This is a genomic window from Cryobacterium sp. 10S3, from assembly GCF_034344045.1.
GTDB lineage: Bacteria > Actinomycetota > Actinomycetes > Actinomycetales > Microbacteriaceae > Cryobacterium > Cryobacterium glucosi.
This window is the reverse complement of record NZ_CP133773.1, coordinates 3,527,295-3,540,023: the sequence shown is the minus strand read 5'-3', so window position 1 is coordinate 3,540,023 and position 12,729 is coordinate 3,527,295. Positions and strand designations below refer to the sequence as shown.

Sequence of the window (12,729 nt, the reverse complement as noted above, 5' to 3'; positions counted from 1 at the left end):
GGTCGAGGAGATCGGGTTCAGGAGATGACCGAGGCTGTCCCGGACACCACGATGCCGCCGGTCTCGGGGATATCGACGGTGAGCAGGCTCGGGCGGCCGACGTGACGGCCCTGGTGGATCAACACTCGCGCCGGGGCGTCGACGAGGCCCAGCGCCCGGAGGTAGCCGCCGACGGAGGCCGCCGCAGAGCCCGTCGCCGGGTCCTCGGTCATGGTCCCGACCGGGAAGAGGTTCCGCGCCTCGAACTCGAGCGGCCCCAGCACGCGGAGGGTCGTCACGGTGCCCGCCCAGCCCTCTGCGTCCATCAGGGCACGCACCTGGGCAGGGTCGAACCGGAAGCCGTCGAAGGTCGCCGTCTCCGCGAAGACGAGCACGGGGTGCACGTTGCCCGCGAAGGCGAGCCGGGGCGGGTAGTCCGGGTGCAGGTCGGCGGTGTCGACGCCGAGCAGCCGCAGCAGGTGCTCGAGCACCGATGCCCCGATCGGCTCCACCCGCGGCTCGACACTCGTGAACGAGGCCACGATCCCGTCAGCGGTGCGCCGGGTGGCGATCCTCACCTCCCCGATCTTCGTCTCGAACACGAAGGATTCTGCGTCACCGCGGCCGGCGAGCGCAACGGCGGTCGCGATCGTCGCGTGACCGCAGAACGGCACTTCCGCCGTGGGGGAGAAGTAGCGGATGCCCGCTCTTCCCGGGTCCTGCGGGGTCGGCGGCCGGGTCAGGAACGCGGTTTCCGCGTAACCGAGCGCCGCCGCGATCCGCTGCATCTCGGCGTCGGGGAGCGTGCTCGCGTCGAGCACGACACCGGCCGGGTTGCCACCGGTGGGCTCGGCGGCGAAGGCGGTCAGGCGCAGGATCTCGGTCTCGTCGGACATGCTCAACACCCTAGGCCACCGGTGCGACGCCGCCCCGGGGGGTGCAAAGCTGAGAGACATGATGATCAGCAACACGGATGCCGCCGGGCGAGTCGAACCCGACTGGGTGCGCCACGCGATCTGGTGGCAGCTGTACCCGCTCGGTTTCGTCGGTAGCTACCCGATCGCCCCTTGCGAACCCGTTCCCGGTGCCGGCGAGCACCGCCTGCTGCGGATCGTGGCCTGGCTCGACCATGCGATCGAGCTCGGCGCATCGGGCGTTGCCCTCGGCCCGGTCTTCGCCTCGACGAGCCACGGCTACGACACGAGCGACTACTACCGTATCGACCCGCGCCTCGGCGATGAGGCCGACTTCGACACCCTCGTCGCCGAAGCGCACGCCCGCGGGCTGCGCGTGCTCCTCGACGGGGTGTTCAACCACGTCGGCCCGGATTTCCCGCGCTACCGTGAGGCGATCGAGCAGGGCCCCGGAAGTGCCGCGGCAGCCTGGTTCCAGGCCGGAACCCGGGCCGGCCTCCCGGGAGGCGAGGCCGGTTTCGGAACCTTCGAGGGGCATCCGGGGCTCATCAGTCTCGACCACGGCAACCCGGAGGTCGCCGACTACGTGACCGGCGTCCTCGAGCACTGGCTCGACCGCGGCGCGGACGGCTGGCGGCTCGACGCCGCATACGCGGTCCCCGCCGAATTCTGGGCCGGGGTCCTGCCGCGGGTGCGGGAACGCCACCCGCAGGCGTGGTTCCTCGGCGAGGTCATCCACGGCGACTACCCGGCGATCGTCTCGGCGGCCACCCTCGACTCCGTCACGCAGTACGAGCTCTGGAAGGCGATCTGGAGCAGCCTCAACGATCACAACCCGCACGAGCTGGCCTGGTCGCTCGGCAGGCACAACGGCTTCCTCGACAGCTTCACCCCGGCGACCTTCGTCGGCAACCACGACGTCACCCGGATCTCGACCCGCCTCGAGGATCCGCGGCACCTCGCCCACGCGCTCGCCGTGCTCTTCACGACCGGAGGAACCCCGTCGATCTACGCGGGGGACGAATACGGCTACGCGGGCCTGAAGACCGAGGAGTACGGCGGCGACGACGCGATCCGGCCGGAGTTCCCGGCGGACGGCCCTCCGGCGCTCACCGACACCGAACGCACGGTCTACCGGCTGCACCAGGACCTGATCGGGCTGCGCCGGCGGCATCCGTGGCTGCACGAGGCCCGAACCCGCATCCTGGACAGCGGGGCCGACCACCTCGTCTACGAGGCGCGGGCCGGTGACGACACGCTCGTCGTCGCGCTCAACCTCGGCGACCAGCCGTGCGGCGTCGACCTGGGCCGCTCGGGGCTGACCCAGCTCCTGCCGGGGGGCACGCCGGCGCCGCTGGGGCCGCGTGTCACGATCGCGCCGCACGGCTGGCAGGTGCTCGCGCCCGCCGCGAGCGACTCGGCACGGTAGACCCGATGCGGTCGGGGCCGGTCGGGTGCTGCAGGCCGTGCTGGCGATGACGAAGATCGAGATCCGTGTGCTCGAGGCCGCCTACGACGGTTCGTAGCGGCATCCGCCGGGCGCCCGGTCGAAGCGGCGCGGCCCCGGTCAGCGCCGCTGCTCGAGGCGCAGCGTGGCCAGAGGCACGTTCAGGAAGTCGATCAGGGGTGTCAGCGCCTCGAAACGTTCGATCACGAGCGTGAGGAAAGCATCCGTTTCGGCCACCGATGCCGGCAGGGTCGCGAAGGCGGCCCACTGGCGGCGGCGCAAGAGGTCGACCGCGGGGTGATCGACGGGGTATCCGCGCGGCGGACGCACCAGCGGATTGCCGTCGGCGGGGTCGAACATGCCCGTGAGCCGGGGATCGGCGAGCAGGGCGCGAAGCTCCCCGTGGTGCGCGACGATGTGGTCGCGAATCGCCGTGAGATGCTCGGGGGAGGGCGCATAGCTGCCGCCCGCGACCAGGACCTCGTGGCCGGAGACGCTGAGGAAGTAACCGGCACCGGTCTTCTCCGAACCCCCGAGAGGCCAGGACGCGGCGACGTTCGTCTTGTACGGGGACTTGTCCTTCGAGAACCGCACGTCGCGGTAAATGCGCATGATCGCCTTCTGCGGCGGCCGCACGTGCCCGGGCGCGAATCCCGCGAGGGACTCGTTGACCCGGTCGACCAGGTCGAGCATCGGCTCCCTGACCTCGCTCAGGTACACCGGCTTGTGTTCCTCGAACCAGCCCCGGTCGTTGTGTCCTTCCAACTCGCGCAGGAACTGCAGCGCCTCACCGGAAAAGTGCGTTGTCATACTCTCGCCTCCTCTCGTAGTCTGGCAGCACCGGTGGTCGGGCCGACGCCCGAATGCGGTCGAACGCTGGTCAGCGTCAGTGGCCCGTGCTACTTTTTGCGGCATGGAGCAGAGAGAGCTATTTCTTCAGTCGGATGCCGCGTTGCGCTCCGTCATCGACCGGATCACGCCGGAGCAGCTGACCCTGCCGGCTCCCGCGGAGTGGACCAGCACGGAGAATCCCACGATCAGGGACATCCTCGCCGCGCACGCACGCGACGAGGCCTGGGTCGGGGACGTGCTCGCGGGCCACACCATCGAGGAAGTCGGTGACCGCTTCAACGGCGACCTGCTCGGCGGGGACCCGATCGCGAGCTACAACCGGCTCAACGACGAGGCCACCGCCGCCGTGCGGCAGGACCTCGATCCCGCAGCGATCGTGCACCTCCAGTATGGCGATTACCCGCTCGCCGAGTACCTGCAGCACACGAGCATCTACCGGGCCTTCCAGGCGTGGTCGATCGCGAACTACCTCGGCCTGGAGTACGCGCTGCCGGCTCCACTGGTCGACTTGCTCTGGGAGCAGATCCTGCCCCAGGTGGACGACTGGCGCCAGTATGGAGTCTTCCCTCCCGAGGTCGAGGTTCCCGCCGACGCCGACAAGGAGACCCGGCTGCTCGGCACGACCGGCTTCTGGAAGCCCAGCCGCAGCACGGACTGACCGGCGCCAACCGACGGGGTCCCTCGGCGCCCGGCTGCTACTTTCCCGAGGAGAGCCCGTTGTAGTGGTGCTCGAAGACCAGGCTCGTGCGCGTCGAGGCGACCGCGGGGTTCGCCGACAGGTTCTCGAGCACGAAGTCGCGCACATCGTCGGAGTCGCGGGCCACGAGATGGATGATGAAGTCCTCTGTGCCGCCGAGGAAGAAGACCTGCACGACCCGCGGCATCGCCCGGATCTCGTCCCGGAACGCCGGGATCTGCGTGCGCGCCCCCGATCGGATGCTGACACTGATCAGCGCCTGAAGGCCGAGCCCGAGCGCCTTCGGGTCGACGAGCGTCGTGAACCGGGTGATGATGCCGCGCGTGACGAGGGAGCGCACCCGGGCGATGCACGTCGATTCCGCGATCCCCGCCGCGGTCGCGAGCCGGCTGTTGCTCATCCGCGAGTCGGCCTGGAGGAGGGCCACGAGCGTACTGTCCACGGTATCGAGTTCATCGCCGCCCCGAATCCTCTTCGTTTCCGTCATGCGTGGGCCCCTCTCAACTGAATATCGCGCTGTCTTTCGACCAAGTATCGCGGATTCCACGCTTGTCACGTGCACGAAACGAATACCGAGCATTATTTTCCCTATCCACCGGTAAGTCCGGCCCAAACCGCAGACGGAGTTCCCCATGAAGGTCGGCATCCCCACCGAGATCAAGAACAACGAGAATCGGGTGGCCATCACCCCCGCCGGCGTGCACGAACTCTCCATCCGCGGCCACGAGGTCCTCGTGCAGGCGGGCGCCGGCGTCGGCTCCGGGTTCAGCGACGACGCCTTCCGCGTCGCGGGCGCGGCCATCCTCGGCACTGCCGCCGAGGTCTGGGCCGCCGCGGAGCTGCTGCTCAAGGTCAAGGAACCCATCGAAGCCGAATACCCGCTGATGCGCGACGGGCAGGTGCTCTTCACCTACCTGCACCTCGCCGCGTCCCGTCCGACCACGGATGCCCTCCTCACCTCCGGCACGACGGCGATCGCCTACGAGACCGTCCAGCTCGCCGACCGCAGCCTGCCGCTGCTGTCCCCGATGAGCGAGGTCGCCGGGCGCCTGTCCGTCCAGGTCGGCGCGTACCACCTGATGAGCGCGAACGGCGGAAACGGCATCCTGCTCGGCGGCGTCGCGGGCACCCCCAAGGCGAAGGTCGTCATCATCGGCGGCGGGGTCGCAGGTGAGCACGCCGCGGCGAACGCCCTCGGCATGGGAGCGGACGTCACGATCATCGACCTCTCGATCGCCCGGTTGCGGCAGCTGGAGAACCGGTTCACCGGCGCCATCCAGACCCGCGCATCCACCCGCTACGAGATCGCGGAGCAGGTCCGTGGCGCCGACCTCGTGATCGGCTCCGTGCTCATCCCCGGGGCGCAGGCGCCGAAGCTCGTCACCGACGCCATGGTCGCCACGATGAAACCGGGTTCCGTGCTCGTGGACATCGCGATCGACCAGGGCGGCTGCTTCGAGGGATCCCACGCCACGACCCACGACAAGCCCACCTTCGCCGTGCACGACAGCATCTACTACTGCGTCGCCAACATGCCGGGAGCAGTCCCCGCGACGTCGACCCGTGCGCTCACCAACGCGACCCTGCCCTACGTGATCGCGCTCGCCGACAAGGGCTGGAAGCAGGCCATCTCCGACGATGCCGCACTCGCCAAGGGCCTGAACGTGCACGCGGGCCGCATCACGAACGAGCACGTGGCCGCCGCGTTCGGCGCCCCGGTCCTGACCCTCGCGGAGATCGTCGGCTAGCCGACGGTCCAGGCTGCGAGGGACTCGACCGTGTCGAGGACCTCGCTGCCGTCGGCATCCGCGAGCTGGATGCGGAAACTCGTCGCGGCCCGCGCGGTACACACCGTCAGGACCGCACGGGAACCGTCCGCGGCGTTCGCCCAGCGCAGCTCGAGCACGTCCCTGCCATAGGCCGACCAGGTGAACTGGCCGTCGAACGCGGGATGGGCGGAACGGAGCCGCACGAGGCCGAGCTGGGCGCGGGTCACGTCGCTCGCGAGCGCCTCCTCGACCTCGGCGGCCGGGTAGCGGTGCCGGTTCACGTCGCGCCCGCTCCCGGTCTCGGCGAACTGCTCCCGGTCGTCGAGACCGCCGAGCAGGCCGACGTAGTAGGTCTGCGGGCGTCCGGGCAGGAAGTGCTGTACGGCACGCGCGACCAGATAGGCGACGACGTCGCCGCCGAGCGTGCTGAAGAACGTGGCATTGATCTGATGTGGCAGGGTCGACCATTCCGGCACGACCGAGGCGACGGATGAGTGCCCGTGCGTGGCTTCGGCGGCTCGCGCGAACACCTCCGCCATTTCCGCTTCGCTCAGCAGTCCCGGCCGTCCTCCGGCCGGACCGGCGTCGATCACGCCGATGCCGTCGTGGGTGTCGAGCACCGTGACCGCGTTGGCCGGACGGATCTCGAACCAGTGCGCGAGGCGGTCGACCGTGCCGGTGCCCAGGGAGTGCAACAGGAGCGGCGCGAGCGCGAAGTCGTAGACCCAGTCGACGAGGGGCGCGATCGCGAGCTGCTGGGCGTAGTGCCCGTGCACCTCGACGAGCACGGCGAGGTTCTCCGCGCGGGCGAGGTCCGTGACGACCTCGACGAAGGCGAGAGTCTCCGGGGTCATGAAGCTGTCGGTGCCCGGGGTCTTCACGGCGTAGCCGACCGCGTCGAGCCGCACCGTCGATACGCCGCCGTCGGCGAGCACGCGGAGCACCCGGCGCAGGTAGGCGATGGCGACCGGGTTGGCGACGTCGAGGTCGACCTGGCTGGGCAGGAACGTCGTCCAGACGAGATGCCGGGAGCCGTCTGACCCGCGGTACCCCGTGAAGGGCAGTCCCGGCCGCGGTCGGTAGAACGCCGTCAGTTCGGCCTCGGTTGCGCCGTGCGGGAAGACGGTGCCATAGGTGAGGAACATGCCGTTCCAGGGCGACCCCGCGCCGCGGGCCAGCCAGTCGGTGAACTCCACCGAGGACGCCGAGACGTGGTTGACCACGAGATCGGCGGTCAGCCCACGGTCGCCTGCCAGGTCGCGGACCTCGGGCCACGTGCCGAGGCGTGGATCGACCGCAGTGTGGTCGACCGGGTCGAAGCCGGCATCCGCCCCGTCGAACGGCACGTAGAACGGCAGCACGTGCACACTGCCGAAGTCCCGCAGGGGCCCGTCGAGGAGCGCGGCCAGCGCGGGGATCGTGCCGCCGATGCGGTCGGCGTAGACGAGGAGTTCAACGTCGGTCATGGGTACCTGCCTTCCCTAGAGCCGCCACCCTACGCTGCACGGTCAACTCGCGGGTGAACCGAGGGGAGCTGCGGTGACCGGGGCGACGGGAGCGGTTCCGACGATGTGGGCGTGGATTTCCTTCGTGAGCTCATGAACGCGCCGGGTGAGCTCGGTGTTGGTGAGCAGTTCCTGGTCGCTCATCTTGAAATCATGGTCGGCCTTCGCCTGCTGGAATCCGGCCTGCCGGTTCTGGCCGATCATCACGAACGTCGAGAGGAAGATGGCCTCGAGAGACACCACGAGGGTCAGGGTCGGCCACGGGCTCGGTTCGAAGAACAGCATCCAGCCGGCGAACACGACGGCATGCAGGTAGACGAACCGCATCGATCCCGCGAAGGCCGTGACGGCATCCGCGATGCGCAGCTGCACACTCGCGGCACGACGCTTCGCCTCAGCGAGCACGATCGGGTGGTGGTCGCCGGTCGCCAGGATGTGCCTGGGGAGGATGGACGACAGGTGCGGGGTAGCCACGGTGCTGGTGCTCATGCCCCGAGGCTACCCGGCGCGCGTGCTATTCGGGCACGACCAGTGCGGGGGTGTCCTGGCGCAGCGTCTCGCCGCGGAAGAAGCTCGGCCTGGCCAGGAAGGTGAGGCCCATGACGGCGAGTCCGAGTACGAGCAGGCCGACGCCGATCACGAAGACCAGTCCGATCCCGAAGAGTTCCGAACCGCTGCCGAAGTCGGGGCTCCAGGCGCTCACGGCGGTCTGCACGAACACGACGGTGAGGATCAGCCCGCCCGCCGCCGGCACCAGGAGCCGCAGGAAGAAGTTGCGCACGCTCGAGAACAGGCTCTGGCGGAAGTACCAGACGCAGGCGAAGGAGGTGAGTGCGTAGTAGAAGCAGATCATCAGCCCGAGCGACTGGATGGTGTCGTTCAGGACGTTGACGCTGATGATCGTCATGACGGCGTAGAACCCGGCCGCGATGGCCCCGGCTGCGATCGTCGCGAAGCCGGGCGAGCCGAAGCGCTTGCTGACCCTGGCGAAGTGCGGCGGGAGGGCGTGGTAGTGCGCCATCGACAGCAGGGTGCGGGCAGGGGAGGCCATCGTCGACTGCAGCGAGGAGGCGGAACTGGCCAGCACGGCCATCGACATCAGGATCGCGACCGGCCCCATCACGGGTCCGGCGATCGCGGCGAAGATGTTGCCCTGGTTGTCCGGGTTGCTCAGGCCGATTCCCTCGGCGCCGACGCCGGACACCATCATGGTGGCCACGATCAGCACGAGGTAGAGGCCGAGCACGACGAGGGCGGTCAGGGTACCCGCCTTGCCCGCGGTTCCCTTCGTTCCCTTGGTCTCCTCGTTCACGGTGAGGCAGACGTCCCAGCCCCAGTAGACGAAGATCGCCAGGGAGATGCCGGCGGCCAGCTGGCTGAAACTGTCGACACGGGTGGGGTCGAACCAGGTCCAGTCGAAGGCGAGCGCGGTGGTGGATGCACCGTTCGTCGCGTTGACGATGGCCGAGACGCTGAAGATGAGAAGGACGACGATCTGGAAGCCGACCATGCTGTACTGCACGAGCTTGGTGGCGTGCAGCCCGCGGTAGCTCACCCAGACGGCGAGGGCCACGAAGACGAGACAGGTTGCGATGTTGATGAAGGTATTGTCGGCGAGCGCGGCGAGATCCGGGTTGGCGAAGACCTCGCCGAGGAAGACGTAGAAGAAGCTGACGGCCACGCCGGCGAGGCTCGAGAGCACGATGATGTTGGCCGCGAGCATGCCCCAGCCGCTCATCCAACCGACGAAGGGACCGAACGCCTTTGTGGTCCAGGTGAAGGAGGTTCCGCTGTCGGGGGAGTCGGCATTGAGCTCCCGGTAGGCGAGGGCGACGAGGATCATCGGGATGAACGCCAGGATGAACACGGCCGGCAGCTGCTTGCCGACCTCGGCAACGGTCGCGCCGAGCGAGCTTGTGAGGCTGTACGCCGGGGCGACGGAGGAGATGCCGAGCACGACGACGGCGAGCAAGCCGAGCTGCCCGCCTTTGAGGCCCTTCTTCGTGATGCCGTGCTTGCTCCCCGCCGCGTCGTGCAGCGTTGAGCTGTGCACGAGGTGGACGTCGGTGAACGGCTGCGATGAGGTCGGCGCCGACCCTCGGGTGGACTGCTGGGTCATGTGTGGTCCCTTTCCTCGGGCCGGGCGCATCGACGCGCGAACGGCCCGTTCGGGTACTGCGGTGTATCCGATGGACTAAATGAATTGAGTTCGTTTATTCTGGGGGTGAGTCAGGCGGATTGCAAGCACTTACCGCAGATTCACCGGCGGGCGCCAGAGCGGCGCGTGTGGTTAACCGCAAACTTGCGTGGTAATTCGCAGGTAAACCGCCTTTTTCCGGCGCTCTGCTTGTTCGGGGATCAATCGCTCAGCACACTGGGCGCAGGTGCTGGGATTCCAGGATCAGTCACGATTCACGAGGAGCACCTCCCATGACCGGATTTTCGCTGGCCCCTGCACGCTCGCTCAGGCTCATCGCGGTCCTCGCCGCCGTCGCCGTGGGTATCACCCTCGGCGCGACCCCGGCGCGCGCCGCTGTCACGGACCCGCAGACGGTCGTCAGCCTGACCTTCGACGACGGCAACGCCGACCAGCTCGCCGCGGTGGCCACCCTGAACCAGTTCGGGATGAAGGGCACCTTCTTCATCACCACCGGCTTCATCGACAACCCCGGCTGGCTGACCAGGGCAGACCTCACGAGCATCGCCGCCGCCGGTCACGAGATCGCCGGCCACACGGTCACCCACCCCGACCTCCTCACCCTCCCCGCGGACGAAGCCACCCGGCAGGTCTGCCAGGGCCGGGCGACCCTCGCCGACTGGGGCTTCCCGACGCGAAGCTTCGCCTACCCCTTCGCAACGGTGGATGCCGCGACCGAGGCGATCGTCCAGGCCTGCGGGTTCAACAGCGCCCGCGGCCTCGGCGACATCGACACCCGGTTCGGCTGCACGGGCTGCGGATTCGCCGAAACCATTCCTCCGGCCGACGCGTACCTCACCCGCGCCCCCGACGAGGTCGACACGACCTGGACCCTCGCAGACCTCGAGAACACGGTTACGAACGCCGAGACGGCGGGCGGGGGCTGGGTGCAGCTCACCTTCCACCACCTCTGCGCCGGAAGCTGCGACGCGCTCTCCGTCGACCCAGCGGTCTTCGCCCAGTTCGCTGCCTGGCTCTCCACGCGTGCCGCATCCAACAACACCACGGTCAAGACCGTCGGAGACGTCATCGGCGGCGCCGTCAAGCCGGTCGTTCCCGTCACGACGACCTCGACAGTGGCCCCCGGTCCCGGCGTGAACGGGGTGGTCAACCCGAGCCTCGAGACAGCGGGAACCACTGGCCTCCCACAGTGCTGGGCCGTCGGCGGTTTCGGCACGAACACCGCGGCCTTCAGCACGGTCTCCGCCGCGCACACCGGCACCAAGGCCGAGCAGCTGGTCGTGAGCAACCTCGTCAGCGGCGACTCGAAACTCATCCTCACCCAGGACCTCGGCGCCTGCGCCCCCACGGTCACCCCCGGGCACACCTACTCCCTGCGCGCGTGGTACACCTCAACGGTCACCACCCAGTTCGACGTCTATCTGCGCAACTCGATCGGCAGCTGGAGCTACTGGACGTCGAGTCCGTACTTCCCGGCAGGCTCCGCATACGCGCAGGCCCTCTACACGACGGCGGCCATCCCGGCCGGCACGACCGGACTGAGCTTCGGCCTCAACCTGATCCTCAACGGAACCCTCGTGACCGACGACTACGCCCTCTATGACAGCGTCGGCGCCCCGGGAATCCTCGTGCCCGCCACCCCGACCGTGACCGGTTCCGCCTCCGTCGGCAGCACCCTGACCGCGGTCCCCGGCGCCTGGTCGCCGGCCACAGCAGCCTTCGCCTACCAGTGGCTGCGTGACGGCGCGGACATCCCCGGGGCGACATCCGCCACCTATACGCCGGTCGCGGCCGACCTCGGTACGGCACTCTCGGTGCGGGTCACGGGATCCGCGCCCGGTTACCTGCCGGTCTCCGCGGCGGCGACCTCGGTGCCGACCGCCGTCGTCGTCGCCGGTACTCTCGTCGTCGGCACCCCCACGATCACCGGGACGGCCGCCGTCGGCGCGCTCCTCACGGCGATACCGGGCACCTGGGCGCCGGCCGGCGTGAACTTCGCCTACCAGTGGCTCGCCAACGGCACACCCATCGCCGGGGCCACCGCCGCCGGCTACACCCCGGTCGCCGCGGATGCCGGCACGACGCTCACCGTCCGGGTCACCGGCACGGCGCCCGGCTACCAGCCCGCTTCAGCTGTCTCTGCGCCCACCGGTGCGGTCGCGGCCGGCGGGATCGGAACGGCCACGCCGGTGATCTCCGGGACCGCTTCGGTCGGCGCGGTACTGACCGCGATCCCGGGCACCTGGACGCCTGCCGGGGTGGGTTTCGCCTACCAGCGGCTCGCAAACGGCACGGCCATCTCGGGCGCCACGTCGGCCGGCTACACCCCGGTCGCCGCGGATGCCGGAGCGGCGCTCACCGTCCGGGTCACCGGCTCGGCGCCCGGCTACCAGCCCGCGTCAGCGGTCTCGGCGCCCACGGCACCGGTCTCCCTCGCGACGGTCACCCGGGTCGCGGGAACCGACCCGTACTCGACGGCGATCGCCGTCTCCCAGGGCTTCGCGCCCGGCGTCTCCCGCGTCTACCTCGTCAGCGGCACGAGCTTCGCCGACGCCCTCAGCGCCGGGCCAGCCGCCGCGCACTTCGGCGGCCCCGTGCTCCTGACCGGTCTCACCGCGCTTCCGGCAGGGGTCAGGGCCGAACTGGTCCGGCTGCACCCGGGCAAGATCGTCATCGTCGGCGGAACCGCAAGCGTGTCCGCGGCGGTCTCGGCCGAGCTCGCGGGCATCGCACCCGTCGCACGGCTCGCCGGCGCCGACCGGTACGCCACCTCCCGCCTCGTGGCAGCGGATGCCTTCGGCAGCCTCGCGGCGACGGCCTACGTCGCGACAGGGGCCGACTTCCCCGGAGCGCTCGCGGCAGCATCCGCCGCCGCCCGCGCGGGCGCACCGGTCGTTCTCGTGCCGGCCGGCGGCTTCCTGCCCGACCTCGCAACGGCCGCCCTGCTGCGCACCCTGCACACCAGGACCGTGAAGATCGCGGGCGGGACGGCGGACGTGACGAGCCTCACCGAGTTCTGGCTGAAGCTGCAACTCGGCGGCGCCTCGGTGACCCGGTACAGCGGCGCAGATCGCTACGCGACCAGCGCGGCGCTCAACCTCAACGCCTTCACGTCCGCGACGACGGTGTACCTCGCGAGCGGAACGAGCTACCAGGATGCCCTGGTCGGCTCGGCGCTCGCCGGGGCGAAGTCGGCTCCGCTGTATCTCACGCCCGCGACGTGTGTGCCCCGGGCGACGCTCACCGCGATCACCCGCCTCGGCGCGACCCGGGTGGTCCTGATCGGGACGGCGACCGCCCTCACCGGTGACGTCGCGGCGCTCAAGCCGTGCCCGTGAGCCAGTGATACTCCGGGCGCCGCACGACCCGCGGCGCCCGCGGCAGCTCGCACGGCACGACAGGCCGGGC

Annotated in this window: 10 protein-coding genes; 4 read left to right on the top strand and 6 right to left on the bottom strand. The window is 69.7% G+C overall.

Going from position 1 to position 12,729, the window contains the following annotated elements:
• Window positions 1–17: 17 nt before the first annotated feature.
• Window positions 18–875: a PhzF family phenazine biosynthesis protein gene (locus RHM57_RS16420; protein WP_322136965.1), complete on the bottom strand. Its 858-nt coding sequence runs from the start codon at window positions 873–875 to the stop codon at window positions 18–20.
• A 58-nt stretch (window positions 876–933) separates the two neighbouring features.
• Here RHM57_RS16420 and RHM57_RS16415 point away from each other — a divergent pair, with 58 nt between their 5' ends.
• Window positions 934–2,322: an alpha-amylase family glycosyl hydrolase gene (locus RHM57_RS16415; RefSeq protein ID WP_241975241.1), complete on the top strand. Its 1,389-nt coding sequence runs from the start codon at window positions 934–936 to the stop codon at window positions 2,320–2,322.
• A gap of 138 nt (window positions 2,323–2,460) precedes the next feature.
• Here RHM57_RS16415 and RHM57_RS16410 read toward each other — a convergent pair whose 3' ends face one another.
• Complete coding sequence (locus RHM57_RS16410) at window positions 2,461–3,150, bottom strand: DUF2461 domain-containing protein (RefSeq protein ID WP_134558309.1); 690 nt, start codon at window positions 3,148–3,150, stop codon at window positions 2,461–2,463.
• Window positions 3,151–3,253: 103 nt separating this feature from the next.
• Here RHM57_RS16410 and RHM57_RS16405 point away from each other — a divergent pair, with 103 nt between their 5' ends.
• Complete coding sequence (locus RHM57_RS16405) at window positions 3,254–3,850, top strand: hypothetical protein (RefSeq protein ID WP_134558308.1); 597 nt, start codon at window positions 3,254–3,256, stop codon at window positions 3,848–3,850.
• Between the two features lie 37 nt (window positions 3,851–3,887).
• On the opposite strand, the gene RHM57_RS16400 is transcribed toward RHM57_RS16405, so the two are convergent.
• On the bottom strand, window positions 3,888–4,331 hold the full coding sequence (locus RHM57_RS16400) for an Lrp/AsnC family transcriptional regulator (RefSeq protein ID WP_322188778.1): 444 nt from the start codon (window positions 4,329–4,331) through the stop codon (window positions 3,888–3,890).
• A 190-nt stretch (window positions 4,332–4,521) separates the two neighbouring features.
• On the opposite strand from RHM57_RS16400, the gene ald reads away from it, so the two are divergent.
• Window positions 4,522–5,637 (top strand): alanine dehydrogenase, encoded by a 1,116-nt coding sequence (ald, locus tag RHM57_RS16395; RefSeq protein ID WP_134558307.1) that lies wholly within the window; start codon window positions 4,522–4,524, stop codon window positions 5,635–5,637.
• Here ald and RHM57_RS16390 read toward each other — a convergent pair.
• The 3 genes from RHM57_RS16390 to RHM57_RS16380 are packed head-to-tail and all read right to left on the bottom strand — an operon-like array spanning window position 5,634 to window position 9,282.
• Window positions 5,634–7,124 carry an alpha-amylase family glycosyl hydrolase gene (locus RHM57_RS16390; RefSeq protein ID WP_322188776.1) on the bottom strand — a complete coding sequence of 497 codons (1,491 nt, stop codon included), beginning with the start codon at window positions 7,122–7,124 and terminating at the stop codon, window positions 5,634–5,636. The genes ald and RHM57_RS16390 overlap by 4 nt on opposite strands.
• A 42-nt stretch (window positions 7,125–7,166) precedes the next feature.
• Window positions 7,167–7,652 (bottom strand): DUF1003 domain-containing protein, encoded by a 486-nt coding sequence (locus RHM57_RS16385; protein ID WP_322188774.1) that lies wholly within the window; start codon window positions 7,650–7,652, stop codon window positions 7,167–7,169.
• Window positions 7,653–7,677: 25 nt separating this feature from the next.
• A complete protein-coding gene (locus tag RHM57_RS16380; protein ID WP_134449102.1) occupies window positions 7,678–9,282 on the bottom strand; it encodes an APC family permease in 1,605 nt (534 codons plus the stop codon).
• 311 nt (window positions 9,283–9,593) lie between these two features.
• On the opposite strand from RHM57_RS16380, the gene RHM57_RS16375 reads away from it, so the two are divergent.
• Window positions 9,594–12,659 (top strand): cell wall-binding repeat-containing protein, encoded by a 3,066-nt coding sequence (locus RHM57_RS16375; RefSeq protein WP_322188772.1) that lies wholly within the window; start codon window positions 9,594–9,596, stop codon window positions 12,657–12,659.
• Window positions 12,660–12,729 lie beyond the last annotated feature (70 nt).

What these genes read in the sequence shown, in the direction of transcription:
- RHM57_RS16420 (WP_322136965.1), bottom strand. Translation starts at nt 875, where the DNA reads ATGTCCGACGAGACCGAGATCCTGCGCCTGACCGCCTTCGCCGCCGAG.
- RHM57_RS16415 (WP_241975241.1), top strand. Translation starts at nt 934, where the DNA reads ATGATGATCAGCAACACGGATGCCGCCGGGCGAGTCGAACCCGACTGG.
- RHM57_RS16410 (WP_134558309.1), bottom strand. Translation starts at nt 3,150, where the DNA reads ATGACAACGCACTTTTCCGGTGAGGCGCTGCAGTTCCTGCGCGAGTTG.
- RHM57_RS16405 (WP_134558308.1), top strand. Translation starts at nt 3,254, where the DNA reads ATGGAGCAGAGAGAGCTATTTCTTCAGTCGGATGCCGCGTTGCGCTCC.
- ald (WP_134558307.1), top strand. Translation starts at nt 4,522, where the DNA reads ATGAAGGTCGGCATCCCCACCGAGATCAAGAACAACGAGAATCGGGTG.
- RHM57_RS16390 (WP_322188776.1), bottom strand. Translation starts at nt 7,124, where the DNA reads ATGACCGACGTTGAACTCCTCGTCTACGCCGACCGCATCGGCGGCACG.
- RHM57_RS16385 (WP_322188774.1), bottom strand. Translation starts at nt 7,652, where the DNA reads ATGAGCACCAGCACCGTGGCTACCCCGCACCTGTCGTCCATCCTCCCC.
- RHM57_RS16380 (WP_134449102.1), bottom strand. Translation starts at nt 9,282, where the DNA reads ATGACCCAGCAGTCCACCCGAGGGTCGGCGCCGACCTCATCGCAGCCG.
- RHM57_RS16375 (WP_322188772.1), top strand. Translation starts at nt 9,594, where the DNA reads ATGACCGGATTTTCGCTGGCCCCTGCACGCTCGCTCAGGCTCATCGCG.